The sequence below is a fragment of the Albimonas marina genome (assembly GCF_029223255.1).
Taxonomy (GTDB): domain Bacteria; phylum Pseudomonadota; class Alphaproteobacteria; order Rhodobacterales; family Rhodobacteraceae; genus Albimonas.
The window spans coordinates 179,984-196,601 of sequence record NZ_JARHUC010000002.1; the positions used below are offsets into that span (position 1 = coordinate 179,984).

Annotated in this window: 9 protein-coding genes and 1 tRNA gene; 9 read left to right on the forward strand and 1 reads right to left on the reverse strand. The window is 76.1% G+C overall.

Annotated elements, in window-relative coordinates:
• Position 1 precedes the first annotated feature (1 nt).
• The 9 genes from P2H44_RS04615 (at position 2) to denD (ending at position 14,260) form a co-directional block, all read left to right on the forward strand.
• Positions 2-817: an NADH-quinone oxidoreductase subunit B family protein gene (locus tag P2H44_RS04615; protein ID WP_275762270.1), complete on the forward strand. Its 816-nt coding sequence runs from the start codon at positions 2-4 to the stop codon at positions 815-817.
• Positions 814-2,130 carry a Ni/Fe hydrogenase subunit alpha gene (locus tag P2H44_RS04620; RefSeq protein ID WP_275762271.1) on the forward strand — a complete coding sequence of 439 codons (1,317 nt, stop codon included), beginning with the start codon at positions 814-816 and terminating at the stop codon, positions 2,128-2,130. The genes P2H44_RS04615 and P2H44_RS04620 overlap by 4 nt, the downstream gene beginning before the upstream one ends.
• The gene (locus P2H44_RS04625; RefSeq protein ID WP_275762272.1) at positions 2,123-2,620 is read left to right on the forward strand and encodes a hydrogenase maturation protease; all 498 of its coding nucleotides are present in this window, start codon (positions 2,123-2,125) and stop codon (positions 2,618-2,620) included. Before P2H44_RS04620 ends, P2H44_RS04625 begins: the two co-directional genes overlap by 8 nt.
• Positions 2,613-5,378, forward strand: coding sequence for an HAD-IC family P-type ATPase (locus tag P2H44_RS04630; protein WP_275762273.1), 2,766 nt, complete (start codon positions 2,613-2,615; stop codon positions 5,376-5,378). The genes P2H44_RS04625 and P2H44_RS04630 overlap by 8 nt, the downstream gene beginning before the upstream one ends.
• 226 nt (positions 5,379-5,604) lie before the next feature.
• Positions 5,605-7,617: a bifunctional DedA family/phosphatase PAP2 family protein gene (locus P2H44_RS04635; RefSeq protein ID WP_275762275.1), complete on the forward strand. Its 2,013-nt coding sequence runs from the start codon at positions 5,605-5,607 to the stop codon at positions 7,615-7,617.
• A gap of 114 nt (positions 7,618-7,731) precedes the next feature.
• Positions 7,732-10,329, forward strand: a complete 2,598-nt coding sequence (gene mprF, locus P2H44_RS04640) for a bifunctional lysylphosphatidylglycerol flippase/synthetase MprF (RefSeq protein ID WP_275762276.1) — start codon at positions 7,732-7,734, stop codon at positions 10,327-10,329.
• 116 nt (positions 10,330-10,445) lie between these two features.
• A tRNA-Cys gene (locus P2H44_RS04645) sits at positions 10,446-10,519 on the forward strand.
• Positions 10,520-10,712: 193 nt separating this feature from the next.
• The gene (locus P2H44_RS04650; protein WP_275762277.1) at positions 10,713-13,217 is read left to right on the forward strand and encodes a non-ribosomal peptide synthetase; all 2,505 of its coding nucleotides are present in this window, start codon (positions 10,713-10,715) and stop codon (positions 13,215-13,217) included.
• An 83-nt stretch (positions 13,218-13,300) separates the two neighbouring features.
• Positions 13,301-14,260 (forward strand): D-erythronate dehydrogenase, encoded by a 960-nt coding sequence (gene denD / locus P2H44_RS04655; RefSeq protein WP_275762279.1) that lies wholly within the window; start codon positions 13,301-13,303, stop codon positions 14,258-14,260.
• Positions 14,261-14,309: 49 nt separating this feature from the next.
• Here the strand turns inward: denD and P2H44_RS04660 are convergent, their stop codons facing one another.
• Positions 14,310-16,451, reverse strand: a complete 2,142-nt coding sequence (locus P2H44_RS04660) for an HAD-IIIC family phosphatase (RefSeq protein ID WP_275762280.1) — start codon at positions 16,449-16,451, stop codon at positions 14,310-14,312.
• Positions 16,452-16,618 lie beyond the last annotated feature (167 nt).

A 16,618-nucleotide genomic window follows, 5' to 3' on the forward strand; every position in this document is an offset into this window, starting at 1 on the left:
GATGAGCGGAACCTCCCCCCTGCCCGCCTCGCGGACCCGCCGGCGTCGTCGGCCGCGGGTGGCTGTGTGGAAGTTCGCCTCCTGCGACGGCTGCCAGCTGACGCTGCTGAACTGCGAGGACCGGCTGGCTGAGATCTTCGCCGCCCTCGACGTCGCCTGGTTCCCCGAGGCGATGCGGCGCGGCGCGGGGGGCGCGCCGCGGGGGAGGTTCGACCTGTCGCTGGTCGAGGGCTCGATCGCCACCGCGGCGGACGCCGCGCGCATCCGCGACGTGCGCGCCCGCTCACGCACCCTCGTCACGCTGGGGGCCTGCGCGACCGCGGGCGGCATCCAGGCGCTGCGCAACTTCGCCGAACCGGGAAGCTTCGCGCCGATGGTCTATCCGCAGCCGGAGCTTCTGGACGCGCTCGCGACCTCCACCCCCATCGCCGCGCATGTGGCGGTGGATTTCGAGCTGCACGGCTGCCCGATCTCGAAGGCGCAGCTGGTCGAGGCGATCTCGGCTTTCCTCGCCGGGCGGCGGCCGGGGCTGCCGGGGCACGCGGTCTGCGTGGACTGCAAGGCGCGGGGGACGACCTGCGTGACGGTGGCGCGCGGCACGCCCTGCCTGGGCCCGGTCACGCGTGCGGGCTGCGGGGCGATCTGCCCGGCCTACGGGCGCGGCTGCTACGGCTGCTTCGGCCCGGCGGAGGGGGCGAACGTCGGCGCGCTGAGAACCCAGCTCGCGGCCATGGGCCTGCCGCCGGCGGAGGTCGAGCGGCTGTTCCGGGGCGTGACCGCCTGGGCGCCCGAGTTCCGGGAGGCGGACGCGCCATGACCTCCCGCACGATCAAGGTCGACCTGCTGGCCCGGGTCGAGGGCGAGGGCGCCTTCAAGGTGGTGCTGCGCGACGGGGCCGTGCGCTCGGCCGAGCTCTCGATCTTCGAGCCGCCGCGGTTCTTCGAGGCGCTGCTGCGCGGGCGCGGCTTCGAGGAGGCGCACGACCTCACCTCGCGGATCTGCGGGATCTGCCCGGTCGCCTACCAGATGAGCGCCGTGCACGCGATGGAGCGGGCGCTGGGCCTGCGGGTGGAGGGGCCGCTGCGCGATCTGCGGCGGCTGCTCTATTGCGGGGAGTGGATCGGGAGTCACGCGCTGCACGTCCACCTGCTTCACGCCCCCGACTTCCTGGGCCTGGACGGGCCGGTGGAGATGGCCCGCGCCCACCCCGAGGCCTTCCGCCGGGGGCTGGCGCTGAAGGCCGCGGGCAACCGCATCGTGGCCCTGCTGGGCGGGCGCGAGGTGCATCCGGTCAACGTGCGCGTCGGCGGCTTCCACCGCGCCCCGAAGCGGCGGGAGCTGGCGGAGCTGGCCGACGATCTGAAGCGCGCCCGCGACGATGCGCTGGAAAGCGTGCGCTGGACCGCGGGCTTCGCCGCGCCGGAGCTGGAGCGGGACTTCCTGTTCGTGGCCCTGCGCCATCCCGGGGAATACCCGATGAACGAGGGGCGCATCGCCTCCTCCGGCGGGCTCGACATCGAGGCGGGCGCCTTTCACGAACGGTTCCGCGAAAGCCAGACGGCCCGCTCGACCGCGCTGCACTCGCGCACCGCCGAGGGGGAGGCCTACCTGGTCGGGCCGCTCGCGCGCTATGCGCTGAACGCGGCGCGCCTGCGGCCGGTGGCGCGGGAGGCGGCGCGCGAGGCGGGGCTGGGCGAGGTCTGCCGCAACCCGTTCCGCGCCATCGTGGTGCGCGCGGTCGAGACGCTGCATGCGGTCGACGAGGCCCTGAGGATCGTCGAGGACTATCGCGAGCCGGAGGTCTCGGCCCTGCCCCTGCCGCCGCTCGATCCCCTGGCCGGGCCCGTGGTCGGCGCGGCGGCGACCGAGGCGCCGCGGGGGCTGCTGCACCATCGCTACGAGGTCGGGGGCGACGGGCTGATCCGGGCGGCGACCATCGTGCCGCCGACCTCCCAGAACCAGGCGAGCATCGAGGCGGACCTGGTGCAGGTGGTGGAGGCGGCGCCGGACCTCGCGACCGAGGCGCTGCGCAGGCGCTGCGAGCAGGCGATCCGCAACCACGATCCCTGCATCTCCTGCGCCACGCATTTCCTGAGGCTCGACGTCGTGCGGGAGGGGTCGGATGGCTGAGGCGCCCGCCCCCGTCCGGGTGATCGGCCTGGGCGAGCCCCTGCGCGGGGACGACGGCGCGGGCCGCGCGGTCGCGGCCCGGCTGCGCGGGCGGCTGCCGGCCGGCGTCTCGCTGCACGAGGCGGCGGGCGAGGCGACGGGGCTGCTGGCGCTGCTGGCGGGGGCGCGGGCGGCGGTGCTGGCGGACGCCTGCCGCTCGGGCGCCCCGGCGGGCACGGTGCAGCGCCTCGATCCGGGCGAGGGGCCGCTGCCCGCCGCGGTCGGCTCGGTCTCGACCCACGGGCTGGGGCTCGCCGAGGCGCTGGAGATCGCGCGGGCGCTGGACGGGCTGCCGCCGGTCTGCCGGGTCTATGCGATCGAGGCGGGGGACGTCTCCGCCGGCGCCGGGCTCGGCGCGGAGGTCGCGCGGGCGGTCGACGCGGTCGCGGAGGCGATCCTCGAGGAGGTCGCCTCGCTCTTCGCGGACGGAGGTCGCCCGCCCCATGCATGACATCGCCCCCCAGACCGACGAACGCTCCCCGGGGCCGGCGGAGACGCCCCTCCACGCCCTGCCCATCGAGGCGGCGCTGGCGGCGCTGGATGCGCCCGCCGGGGGATTGAGCGAGGCGGAGGCGGCGCGGCGGCTGGCCCGGCACGGGCCCAACCGGCTGCCCGAGGCGCGCGGGCCCGGTCCGCTGCGGCGCTTCCTCGCCCAGTTCCAGAACGTGCTGATCTACGTGCTGCTGGCCTCGGCCGCGGTGACGGCGGCGTTGCAGCATTGGGTGGACGCGGGCGTGATCTTGGCGGTGGTGCTGGCCAACGCCGCCATCGGCTTCGTGCAGGAGGGCCGCGCCGAGCAGGCGATGGCGGCGATCCGGGTGATGCTGGCGCCGCGGGCCTCGGCGATCCGCGACGGACGGCGGCGGAGCCTGGACGCGGGCGAGCTGGTCCCCGGCGACCTGGTGCTGGTCGAGGCCGGCGACCGCATCCCCGCCGACCTGCGCCTGGTCGAGGCGCGGGACCTCAAGGTCGAGGAGGCGATCCTGACGGGCGAGTCCCTGCCCGTGCGCAAGTCCCCCGAGCCGGTCGCGCCCGACGCGCCGCTGGGGGACCGGACCTCGATGCTGTTCAGCGGCACGCTGGCGGCGACGGGGACCGGGCGCGGCGTGGTGACCGCCACGGGGGCCGACACCCAGATCGGGCGGATCAGCGGGATGCTCTCCTCGGTCGAGGAGCTGGCCACGCCGCTGCTGCGCCAGATGGACGTGTTCGCCCGCTGGCTGACCGCCGTCATCCTCGCGGTCGCGGCCTGCGTGCTCGCCTGGGGGCTGGCGGCGGGGCGGCTCTCGTTCGGGGAGCTGTTCATGGCGGTCGTCGGCCTCTCGGTCGCGGCGATCCCCGAGGGGCTGCCGGCGGTGCTGACCATCACGCTCGCGGTGGGGGTGCAGGCGATGGCCCGGCGCAACGCCATCGTGCGCCGCCTGCCCGCGATCGAGACGCTGGGCTCGGTCTCGGTGATCTGCGCGGACAAGACCGGGACGCTGACGCGCAACGAGATGGCGGCGGTCGCGGTGGTCTCGACCGGCGGCGCCGTCGAGGCCGAGGGCGAGGGCTATGCGCCGGAGGGCGCGATCCGGGGCGACGGCGCCGATCCCGCGACGCTGGAGGCGTTCGCCCGGGTGGCGGCGCTGTGCAACGACGCGGCGCTGCATGGGCCCGAGGATGCGGCCGGGGACGGCTCCGGGGACGGGGCGGAGCACGGCTGGCGCATCGAGGGCGACCCGATGGAGGGGGCGCTGCTGACGCTGGCCGCCCGCATCGCGGGCGAGGGGCCGGCGCCTTTCCGCCGCTGGCGGCGCACCGACGCGATCCCCTTCGACGCGGCGCATCGCTGGATGGCGACGCTCGACCATGACCACGAGGGGCGCGCGGCGATCCACGTGAAGGGCGCGCCCGAGGCGGTGCTGGCGCTGTGCGCCGACCAGCGCGCGCCGGACGGGGGGAGCGAGGCGCTGGACCCCGCCCGCTGGCACGCCGAGGTCGCCGCGATGGCCGCGAAGGGCCAGCGGGTGATCGCGGCGGCCGTGCGCGCCATGCCGCCCGAGCACGTGGTGCTCGACCGGCGCGACGTCGAGGGGCGGCTGACCCTGCTGGGCCTGATCGGCCTGGTGGACCCGCCCCGCGCCGCCGCGGCCGAGGCGGTGGCCGAGTGCCGGCGCGCGGGCATCCGGGTGAAGATGATCACCGGCGACCACGCCGCCACCGCCTGCGCCATCGCCGGGCGGATCGGGCTCGCCTCGCCCGACCGGGCGCTGACGGGGGCGGAGATCGACGCGATGGACGACGCGGCCCTGGCGCAGGCCGTGCTCGACGTCGACGTCTTCGCCCGCGCCTCCCCCGGCCACAAGCTGCGGCTGGTCGAGGCGATGCAGGCGCGCGGCCTGACCGTGGCGATGACCGGCGACGGGGTGAACGACGCGCCGGCGCTGAAGCGCGCGGACGTGGGCGTCGCGATGGGGCTGAAAGGCAGCGCGGCGGCAAGGGAGGCGGCGGAGATCGTGCTCGCCGACGACGACGTCGCCAGCATCGTCGCCGCGGTGCGCGAGGGGCGCACGGCCTACGACAACATCAAGAAGGTGATCGGCTGGTCGCTCCCCACCAGCGCGGGCGAGGCGATCACCATCGTCGCGGCGCTGTTCGCGGGGCTCGCCCTGCCGATCACGCCGGTGCAGATCCTGTGGGTGAACCTGATCACCGCCGTCACCCTGGGCCTGGCGCTGGCCTTCGAGCCGACCGAGCGCGGGACGATGTCCCGCCCGCCCCGCCCCCGCGACGCGCCCCTGCTGACGGGGGAGCTCTTGTGGCACGTGGCGCTGGTCTCGACCCTGTTCCTGGCGGCGGTCTTCGGGGTCTACGCCTGGGCGATCGAGGGCGGGCGCGACCCGGCGCTGGCGCGGACGCTGGCGATGAACACCCTGGTGGTGCTGGAGATCTTCCACCTGTTCTTCATCCGCAACATTCACGGCGCCTCGCTGACCTGGGCGGCGGCGCGGGGGACGCCGGTGGTCTGGGCCTGCGTGATCGCGGCGACGGCGGCGCAGCTCGCCCTCACCTACGCCCCGCCCCTCCAGGCGCTGTTCGGAACCCGCGCCGTGCCGCTTGCGGACGGCGCGCTGGTGCTGGCGACGGGCGTGGTCTTCTTCGTCCTGATCGAGACCGAGAAGCGCATCCGCCTCTCGCTCCGCCGTCGGCGGGCCGGCGCGCGCTGAGGGCGACCCTCGCGTGTTCCGCCACCGGATGGCCGGGATCGTCCGGCCGCCGATCGCCCGTCGCGTCCTGTCGGCGATGGCCGCGCGACGGGGGCGCCTGGGCGATCCGCGACCATGGCGATTTCGTGATCCGGCCCGCGCGCCCTTGCCCGCCCCCGGCCCGAGGACGTAACCGGCGCTGCACCCGCCCGGACCGGAGATCGCCGCCCATGGACCGCCCGCCCGCATGACCGCCTGGATCGCGCATCTCGTCCCCTCGCTGGGCGCGCTCGGCGTCTGGGCCTACTGGATCGTGGGGCTGGCGGCGCTGCTCGAGGCGTGGTTCGTCACCGGCGTGCTGGCGCCGGGGACGCTGGTGGTGGACGCGGGCGGCGCGCTGGCGCGGCTGGGGACGCTGAACCCGGTGGAGCTCGCCTGGTTCGTCGCCGTGGGCGCCGCGCTGGGCGGGGAGATGGGCTACTGGACCGGCCGGCGGCTGGGCAAGCGGCTGACCGGGCGCTGGGATCCCGCGCGCCTGGGCGCCTACCGCCGGGCCGAGGCGCTGTTCCGCCGCCACGGGGGCCTGGCGCTGGTGCTGGGGCGGTTCCTGGGCCCGGTCTCGGGCCTCGCGGCGCTCGCCGCGGCGCTGGCGGGGATGGAGCCGCGGCGCTTCCGGATCTGGAACGCGCTCAGCGCGCTGCCCTACGCGGCGGTGCATGTGGGGCTGGGCTATGCGCTGGGCGACGTGCTGGCGCGGGTCGGCCCGCAGATGGAGCGCGCGGCGATCCTCGCCGCGGTGGTGCTGGCGGCGCTGGCGCTGATCTGGGCGGTCTCGACCCAGCTGCGCCGCGGCCTGCCGCTGGCGCTGGCCGCGCTGGGCGCCGCGCGCGACGCGCTGCTGGCGAAGCCCTGGGCGCGACGGCTCGCGGCGGCGCATCCGGGGCTGACGGGGTTCCTCGCCCGCCGCGTGGCGACCGACCGGTTCGAGGGGCTGGCGCTAACCGCGCTCGCGGCCGTGGCGGTCTACGTGGTGGCGGCCTGGGCGGACTCGGCGCTCGACTTCCTGTTCGAGGCGCAGGTGGCCCAGACCGACCTGCGCCTGTCGCGGCTGATCCACGCCTTCTGGAACCCCCAGGCGCTGCACGCCTTCGGACTGGTCACGCAGCTGGGCCACTGGACGGTGGTCACGGCGATGCTGGCGGGGGCGACGGCGGCGCTGGCGATCGCGGGGCGGCGCGCCTCGCTGGCGCAGCTGTGGGTGGCGCTGGCGGGCGAGCTGATCACGGTGCGCCTGCTGAAGAACGCCTTCGACCGGCCGCGGCCGGAGCTGGGCTTCTTCGTCGAGACCTCGGGCAGCTTCCCCTCGGGCCACGCGACGCTGTCGGTGGCCTTCTGGGGGACGCTGTGCGTGATAGCCTGGCGCGAGCGGGCGCTGGGCCCGACGACGGCGCTGGTGCTGGGCGCGACGCTGGCCTTCCTGATCGGAGGCAGCCGGATCTACCTGATCGAGCACTATTTGTCCGACGTGGTGAACGGCTGGCTGGTGGGCACGCTGTGGCTGGTGATCGGGCTGGCGGTGGCCGAGCGGATGCGCGCGGCCGGCCCCGCGCCGCGCCCCTCGCGCCCGCGCCTGCGGGCCGCGGCGCTGGCGGCGGCGGCGGGGGTCGTCGCGGCGGGCGTGCTGGCGGCGCTGGCCGATCCCCCGCGCGCCGCCGCCCAGGCCGAGGCGCCGCCCGAGATCGTGGACCCGGTCGCGGCGGCGGGAACCGCGGACCTGCCGCTGGCCGTCGAGTCGCTGGGGGGCGAGGCGCGCGACCCGGTCGCGGCGGTGATCGCGGCGCCCGACCTCGGCCACGTGGTCGCCCGACTGCGCGCGGCGGGGTGGCGGGAGGCCGAGCAGCCCTCCCCCGCCTCCCTCCTGCGCGGCGCCTGGCACGACCTGACCGAGGCGACCTGGGCGGACGCGCCGCTGTTCCCCCGCTTCTGGCTGGGCCACCCCCAGGACGCGGGCCTGCGCAGCGCCGACGGCGCGGCCGAGCTGCGCCTGTGGGACAGCGGCGAGCGCACGCCCGAGGGGGCGCGCCTGATCCTCGCCGCCCCCTCGCCGCCGGGCCGCGACGCGCTGGCCCGGGACATGGCGACGCCGGCCGCGGGATCGGGCGGCGCGGCGGGGGCGGCGGAGGGCGCCGGGGCGACGGCGCCCTGCCCCGTCGGCATCGCGGTCGCGGACGGCGCGGCCTGCTATATTCCCGCCCCCTGAGCCCGCCCGCGCCGTCCCTCCGGCTTGCCAGCGGCGGGCGCGGCGGGTCATAGGGCGCTCAGGCGGGGCGCGAGGACCGGACCCGGAGGCGCGGACGCGCGAGGAGGAGACGCGGTGAGCGAGGCGAACATCGAAGAGGGAGGCGCGGACCCGGTCTCGTGGCTCGCGCGCCTGCGCATGGCGGCGCCCTACCTCGTCGCCCTGTTCCTGTTCGGCCTGGGGAGCTTCGCGCTCTACCGCCTGCTGGCCCCCGTCGACATCCACGAGGTGGCGATCCAGGTGCGCGAGACGCCCTGGCGGACCATCGCCGCGGCCCTTCTGGCGACGCTGGGGGGATACCTGTGCCTGGCGGCCTACGACTGGTCCGCGCTGCGCCACATCGGCAAGCCGCTGCCGGCGCCGGTCGCGATCTCGGGCGGGTTCCTGGCCTATGCCTTCGGCAACACCGTGGGGCTGTCGGCGATCTCGGGCGGGGCGGTGCGCTGGCGGCTCTATTCGGGGCTGGGGCTCGACGGCTACGACATCGCCGCGGTCTCGACCTTCACCGCCATGGCCTACGGGATCGCGGCGACGCTGATCGGGTTGACCGCGCTGGCGGTGCATCCGGCGGCGCTGGCCTCGGTGCTGCCGCTCGAGCCGGGGAGCGTGCGGCTGGGGGCGATCGCGGCGACGCTCGCGATCCTCGCGCCGCTGCTCTGGGCCTCGCTCAGCCGGCGGCGGCTGACGCTGGGGCGGTTCTCGCTGCAGGCGCCGACGCCGGGGCTGCTGGTGGCGCAGCTGCTGATCAGCCTGGGCGACATCGCCTTCTCGGCGCTGACGCTCTACCTGCTGCTCCCCGAGGGCGCGCCGGGGTTCCTCGCCTTCGTCGCCATCTTCGCCGCCGCCACCATGGCGGGCGTGCTGAGCCACGTGCCCGGCGGCGTGGGCGTGTTCGAGACGCTGATCGTCGCCGCCCTGCCCAAGGCCGCGGGCGTCGACGCGGTGGCGGCCGCGCTGCTGCTGTTCCGGCTGATCTACTACCTCGCCCCCTTCGCCGCCGCCCTGGTGCTGCTCTCGCTCTACGAGGCCTGGCGCGCCTTCGGCGGGCGGGCGAGCGCGGCGGGGCGCGCCTTCGCGGCGACCGAGCCCGCCTTCCGCGCCATCGAGCCCGCCGCCCCGTTCCTGCTGGCGGTGATGGTCTTCGGCTCGGGCATGTGGATGTCGCTCTCGGCCCTGCTGCCGCCGCTGGGCAAGGCGGGCGAGGCGGCGGAGGCGTTCTTCCCCCTCGCCTTCCAGGAGGGGTCGGCGCTGCTGACCTCGGCGCTGGGGGCCTTGATGACGGTGGTGTCGCTCGGCCTCGCGCGGCGCAGCCTGGGCGCGCTGTGGCTGACCATCGGGGCGATGATCGCGGGCGCGGTGGTGGCGCTGGCGCAGGGGGTGGAGCCCGAGCAGGCCGCGACCCTGGCGCTGGGGGTGGCGATCCTGCTGCCCTTCCGCCGGGCGTTCCGCCGCCGCTCGGTCCTCACCCACTCGGCGATGACGCCGGGCTGGGCCGCGCTGATGCTGGCGGCGGTGTTCTCGGTCGGCTTCGTGCTGTTCTTCACCCACAAGAGCACCCCCTACGCCCATGAGCTGTGGTGGCAGTTCGCCGAGGACGCCAACGCGCCCCGCGCCCTGCGCGCCGGCCTGCTGGTGAGCCTGGGCGTCAGCGCGGGGGCGCTGCTGCTGCTGCTGCGCGCCCCCCGCTTCCGCCCCACGCCCCCCGACGCCCATGCGCTGCAGACGGCGGCGCGCATCGCCCTGGCGGGCGAGCGGCCGGAGGCGGGCTTCGCCCTGACCGGGGACAAGTCGATCCTGCTCTCGGACGACGAAAGCGCCTTCGTGATGTTCGGCGTCTCGGGCGGATCCTGGCTCGCCTACGGCGGGCCGGTGGGCGAGGCCGAGGCGGCCGAGGAGGTGGCCTTCACCTTCGTCGACCGCGCCCGCCGCGCCGGCGCCCGGCCGGTGTTCTACGAGGTGGGGATGCAGGCGGTGCCGCTGATGCTCTCGCTCGGCCTCGCGCTGCACAAGATGGGGGAGGAGGCGGTGGTCGACCTCTCCCGCTTCTCGCTCGAGGGCTCGGCGCGCAAGAAGCTGCGCACGGCCCACGCGCGGGCGGGGCGCGACGGGCTGAGCCTGCGGATCGTCGAGCCGCCCCACGACGCGGCCCTGCTGGCGGAGCTCAAGCCCATCTCGGACGGCTGGCTGGTCGCGAAGGGGGCGCGGGAGAAGGGATTCTCGGTCGGCCGGTTCGACCCGGCCTGGCTGAACCGCTGGCCGCTGGCGCTGGTGTTCCACGGCGGCTCGCCGGTGGCCTTCGCGACGCTGATGGTCACCGCCTCGCGCCGCAGCGCCTGCATCGACCTGATGCGCCACGCCGACGCCGCGCCGCCGGGCACGATGGAGTTCCTGTTCACCGAGACCATGCTCCAGCTCAAGGCGCAGGGGTTCGAGCGGTTCTCGATGGGCATGGCGCCGCTGTCGGGCCTGACGCCCGAGCGCAGCGGGCGGCTGTGGGACCGGTTCGGGACCACGATCTACCGCCACGGCGGGGGCTTCTACAATTTCGAGGGGCTGCGCGCCTTCAAGGCGAAGTTCGACCCCGAGTGGCGCCCCCGCTACCTCGCCACCCCCTCGGGCCGCCCGCCGCTGCTGCCGCTGGCGGACGCGGCGCGGCTGATCTCGCGGAGCTGACGCAGGGGCCGGGCCGGCGCGGGGCGAGGGCCCGGCCGGAGGCGCGCGCACGCCCCCACGGAACGCCCGGCCGCCCTTGACGCCCCTTCGGGAAAACCCTATCCCCACGCTCGGATGGCGACGTGGCGGAGTGGTTACGCAGCGGATTGCAAATCCGTGTACACCGGTTCGATTCCGGTCGTCGCCTCCATCCCCCCTTCCTGACCGAACGCCGGCCCCTCGCGGGCCTGGTCCGCGCCTGAACCGGCCACGCCTCCGGCGCGCGGAGCGAGCGATTCCGGGGGCTTGAGCTCCATTCCGCAGGCCTCCCTCATTCGGACGATTGACTTGCGCTTCGCGCGGCGGCTCGCTTCCCGGGCGGGATGCGGATTGGAGCCCGGGGATTGGAGAGATTTCTGCACGCGATCGCGGCGCGGGCCGCCGAGGCGCCGGGGCGGGACGCCGCGGTGGACGTCGCGCGGGGCGCGGCGATCAGCCGGGGCGGGCTCGAGGCGGCCTCGGACCTGCTGGCCGAGGGTCTGGCGGCGCTGGACCTGCCGCGAGGCGCGACCGTGGCGCATATGGGCGGGCCGGGCACGCCCCGGATCGTCGCCTTCACCGCGGCCTGGAAGGCGGGCTTCGCCTTCGCGCCGCTCGATCCCGTTCTGCCCGACGCCCAGATCGCCGCGGTGGTCGAGGAGATCGGCGTGCGCGCGGCGATCCTGGACGACGCCGACGGGCGCGGGCGCTTCGGGGAGGGCATGCCCGTCCTCGTGCCGCCCGCGCCGGAGACGGTGCGCCCGGGCGAGGCCCCGCCCTTCGCGCGGCGGCCGCCGGACGCGGGGATGCGGGTGGCGGTGCGCTTCACCTCGGGCTCCTCCGGGCGGCCGAAGGCGGTGGAGCTGCACCATGAGGCGAACGAGGCGCTGTTCGACCTCTACGACACGCTCCAGCTCTGGACGCCGAAGGATCGGCCCTGCCTGACCGGCTCGTGGTGGATCCACACCTACCTGACCACGCTGATGGCCGGCGCGACGCTGACGGTCGCGGATTTCGCGCGGCTGGGGCCGGCGGGGCTGGCCGAGACGCTGGACGCGCGCCGCATCACCCACCTGCGCACCTTCACCGCGGCCTTCCGCGCGCTGGCCGCCGCCGGCGCGGGGCCCTTCGCGGACCTGCGCACGCTGATCCTGAGCGGCGAGGCGCTGACCGCCGAGGACGCCGCCGCCTTCGAGCGGATGACGCTCCCGGGGGCGGTGCTGCGCAACAGCTACGGCTCGAACGAGGCGCCGCTGATGACCACCCACGACCACCGGCACGGGGACGCGGTGGCGCCCACGGGGATGCCGCTGGGCCCGCCGGACCGGCCGGGGGTGGTGGCGGTGCTCGACCCCTCCGGCGCGCCCGCGGCGGTGGGGGAGATCGGCGAGATCGTCGCCCGCGGCCGCCACATCGCCCGCGGCTGGATCGGCCGGCCGCAGGAGACCGCCGCCGCCTTCGAGGAGACCGACGAGCCCGGCGTGCGCCGCTGGCGCACCGGCGACCTGGGCTGGTTCGACGCGGCGGGCGTCCTGCACGCGGCCGGGCGGATCGACGACCAGGTGAAGATCCGCGGCTACGCCGTGCGCCTGATCGAGGTGGAGCGGGCGCTGGTCGCCCTGCCCGGCGTGGCCGAGGCGGCGGCGAGCGCCTGGGAGGGCCCGGGCGGGGCGCGTCGGCTGGCCGCCCATGTGGTGCCGGAGGCGGGGGCGCGGCTCGACCCCTCCGCCCTGCGCGCGGCGCTGGCGCAGGCGCATCCGGGCTGGATGGTCCCGGGGCGGATCCGGGTGGTGGCGGAGCTGCCCCGCATCGGCGTCGCGCGCAAGCTGCACCGCGCGGCCCTGCCCGACCCGTTCGCCGAACCCGCCCACGACGGCGAGGGCGAGGGCGGCCCGCCCCGCGGCGAGGTCGAGACGCTGGTGGCCGAGGCCTGGCGGGAGGCGCTGGGCGCCGGCGGCTTCGGGCGGGAGGACGACTTCTTCGACATCGGCGGCGACTCGCTGCAGGCGATGGCCATGGCGCTGGGCTGCGAGCGGCGGCTGGGCGTGAGCCTGCCGCTCGAGTCGCTGGTGCTGGAGGGGGCGACGGTGGCGGGGCTCGCCCGGCGGCTGGAGGCGGCGCGCGCCGCCGGCGCGCGGCTGGCGGGGGCGCGGCGGGCGGCGCTGAACCGCACGGCGCCGGCGCGGGGACGGCCGCGGCTGCATGCGATGCACATGGGGCCCGGGGGCCTCGCGGACCTGATGCCGCTGGCGCAGGCGCTGGAGGGGCGGGCCGAGGTGATCGGCGTGCGCCCCCCGCCCCGGCGCGATCCGCCCGCGCGCATGGCGGCCTACGGGCGCGACGCGGCCGAGGCGGTGGCCGCGGACCTCGACCGGCGGAGCGAGAGCGCGGAGGCGGCGACGCTGCTGGGCTACAGCTTCGGCGCGATGGTGGCGGGCGAGGCCGCCGCGGCGCTGGTCGCGCGGGGCCTGCCCGCGCCGCGCCTGGCGCTGATCGACCCGCTCGCCCCCTGGACCGAGCCGCGGCTGGCGCTGCGGCGGGTGGCCGAGGCGGCGCGGGCGGGAGAGCTGCGCGCGGCCGGAGCGCTGGCTGGCCGCCTGATGGGCCTGCCGCGGGTCGGCGGACGCGAGGCGGCGACGACGGTGGCGATGGCGCTGTGCGCCCCGCCCGCCCTGCCCGCGGGGACCCGGACGCTGCTGGTCATCGCGGCCGACGATCCCTCGGCCGACCGGCGCGAGGCCGAGTGGCGGGCGCTGGCGGGGCCGCAGGTCGAGGCGCTGCGTCTGCCCGGCGACCACCTGGCGATGGCGGGCGCGGGGGCGGCGCCGGCGCTCGCGGCCGCGATCCTGCGCTTCCTGGCCGAGGACTGAAGCCGGAGCGCAACCGTGGCGCGCGGGCGCGGGCGCGATATGATGCCCCTCCAATGATAATCGAACGAGGGGAGGGAGAGGTCATGGACCTCGTGGTCACCGGCGGCGCCGGGTTCCTGGGGGCGCGCCTGGTCGCCTCGCTGCTGGCGGCGAAGGACGCGGGCGCGCCCCGCCCGGCCTTCGAGCGCATCGTGTCGCTGGACCTCGCGCCCTGCCCGACGCCGGACCCGCGGGTGGCATCGGTGATCGGGAGCGTGGACGACGAAGCGGCGCTGGCGGAGGTGATCGGGCCCGCCACGGGCGCGGTCTTCCACCTCGCCGCCGTGGTCAGCGGCCAGGCGGAGGCGGAGTTCGAGACGGGGATGCGCGTGAACCTCGACGGCACGCGCCGGCTGCTCGACGCCTGCCGCACGCGGGCGGATCGGCCGCTTTTCTTCTTCGCAAGCTCGCTGGCGGTGTTCGGGGCGGACTGCCCGCCGGTGGTGCCCGACGACCAAGTGCTGCGGCCGCGCTCGAGCTACGGCACCCAGAAGGCGATGGGGGAGCTGCTGGTCGCGGACGCCTCGCGCCGGGGCTTCGTGGACGGGATCGTGGGGCGGCTGCCGACGGTGGTGGTGCGCCCGGGGCGGCCCAACGCGGCCGCCTCGTCCTTCGCCAGCTCGATCCTGCGCGAGCCGATGGCGGGGGAGATGGCGGTCTGCCCGGTGGACCTGGACCTGCCGCTGTGGATCGGCTCTCCCGACGCGACCCTTCGCAACATCGTGGCGCTGGCGGCGCTGGAGCGGGGGCGGCTGGGCGACCGGGTCGAGGTGAACCTGCCCGGCATCGAGACCACGCCCCGCGCGATGCTGGCGGCGCTGACCGAGGCCTGCGGACCGGAGGCCGCGGCCCTGGTCGCGCACCGGCCCGACCCCGCCATCGAGGCGATCTTGGCGAGCTGGCCCAGCCGCTTCGACACCGCGCGGGCGGAGTCGCTGGGGCTGGTCGGCGACGCCGGCATCGGCGCCATCGTCGCCGCGCACCAGCGGGCGATGGGGCTCTAGGCGCGGGGCCCGTCGGCAGCGACTGCCGCGCGGCGGGCTGCCGGCCGGCTCAGCCGGGGCGTTCGACCGTCAACCACTCCGGCGCCTGGGGGATCGGGTCGCCGGGCGACCAGGTCCAGGCGTTCTCGCCGGCAGGGGCGAAGCCGGCCTCGGCGTAGACCTCGCGGCAGGGGCCGTTGACCAGGGTGGGCACGATGCGGGCCCGCACGCCCTGGCCGCGGCTCTCGGCCCAGCGCAGGGTCTCGGCCAGCAGCGCGGTCTCGGCGCCGTAGCCGAACACGCGGCATGAGAGCACGAAGGCTGGAACGTCGACCTGCCCCTGCGAGCCTTCGGCGGCCGCGTCGGCGGCCAGCACCGAGATCACGCCCATGTCGCCGAACTTGTCGGACATCGAGGCGACGAGGACCTTGTGCTCCCCGCTCTGCGCCCATTCGAGCATCTGGGCGTAGCTGACGCGGGCGGCGGTGGTGTTGAACTGGTTGGTGCGGTTGACGAGCTCGGTCGCGCGCTTGAGGTCGGCCTTGCCGGCCTCCCACACCTTCAGGGTCAGGCCCAGGGTGGCGAACATCGCGGCGCGGTCGGCGCCCTCGGCCTCCTCCTGGGCCTGGAGGGCGGCCTCTCGCTCGGCCCGGTCGCGATACATGCGGGTGCGGTCCATGTCGGGGTCGGGGTCCAGCAGCCGTTCCCACAGGGCGAAGGCGGCCCAGGTGCGCGGCTCGACCGGGTCGAAGGCGCGGACCTCGGGGTAGGTCTCGGTGACCAGCGCGCGTTCGTCGGCGCGGTCGTCGAGCATCACGAAGTCCTTCCGCTTCAGGTTCAGGTCCTTCTCCATCCGCGGGAAGGCCAGCGCCTTGGGCTGCCAGGAGATGTTGTGGTGCACGAAGTCGGCGTCGCCCAGGGTGGCGCCGTCCCAGCGGACGTTGGCGGGGTCGTTCTTCGACAGCGTCGCCAGCAGCACGCCCTTCTCGCGCAGGCGGCGCAGGACGGCCTGGCGGTCATGAAACTGGGTGACCGCGCCCTCGCCGATCTCCCCGTCCCAGAGCGTGTTGTCGAGATCGCAGGCGACCAGCTTCTTGCCCAGCAGATGGGCGACGGTCTCGAGCGCGAGCGCATAGTCCTCGGCAAGGCGCGCACCGAGGCGGGCGGGGTGCTGGAGGCCGTGGTGGTGGAGATAGGCGCCCAACTCCCCTTCGTCCGCACGCTCGAGCCAACGGGTCTCGTCGAGCTTGTGCAGGTGGGGAAATGTCTCGGCGTTCAGGGCGGCGAGGGTCGCGTCGACGCGGGCGTCGATCTCGGCGCGCAGGGCCCGGCGCAGGGGGGCGGTGACGAGGCGCTTCGCGGCCTCCTTCACCGTGCCCATGTGGCGGGGCACGACGGCCGAGTTGTGCACGAAGATCGGACCCGAGAAGGTCGTGGCGAGCGCGCGGGCCACCGTCTCCATCTCGCCGAACATGGCCGCCTTGGCCTCGTCGCGGGCACGGCCCGCGAGGACCGAGCGGCGCGCGTGCAGCAGCTGGGGCCAGGCGAGGCCGTTCTCGTAGGTGAAGGGGCTGTAGAAGATCGCGTGGAAGCTGCGGTCGCGCAGGCGGCGGATCGCCTTCGCAGCGCCGGCGGCGTCCTTGTCGGTGATGAAATGGGGGGCGATGCCCACCCCGGCTCGGGCCAGCGGCTCGGCCAGGAAGGAGACCACGTCGAGGTGCAGGCAGTCCCCGACCAGGAGCACGTCGAGCTGCCTGGCGGGCTTGCCGAAAAAGAGCGACGCGGCCTGCGCGAAGCCCTCGCGCACCGCGGCGCGGGCGGGCGCGGGCGCCTCGGCGAGGGCGGCCTCGAAGATGCGGGCGTCGCTTTCGAGCAGGGCGCGGATGGCGAGGTCGCGGGCGGCGGCGTCGTGGGCCGGGTCGTAGGCCATCTTGGCCCGCTCCCCGATGTAGAGGGCGCGGGAAGTGGCGTCCCCGCGCGCCAGCCAGCCGACGGCGTAGTCGACGAGGCTGATGTTCTCCCGTTCCGCAAGGTCGCGGCCGTCGTCGCCGGCGGCCTCAATCTCAGCCGCGAAACGGGGGACGAGGCGGGCGGTGGCCACCAGGTCCAGCGCCAGCCGGTCCCGCCGGGCGGTCAGGAGGGCGGGGTCGATCCCGCCGGCCGCGGCGCGGCCCGGGGCGTTTGCGGCGTGCGGGATGCCCGTCTGCGTCAAAACCTGCGCTCCCCGAACTTGCTGGTGCGCCGCGCGATCCCCCCGCGCGGCGCGTCGGGCGGAAAATAGCGTCGCCGACCCGCCGCGTCATGGCTTTTCATGTGGATGACCGGGGCTGCGTCGATGGGTCGGGGCGGGCGAGGCGCCCCACGCCCGGTTCGGCGCGG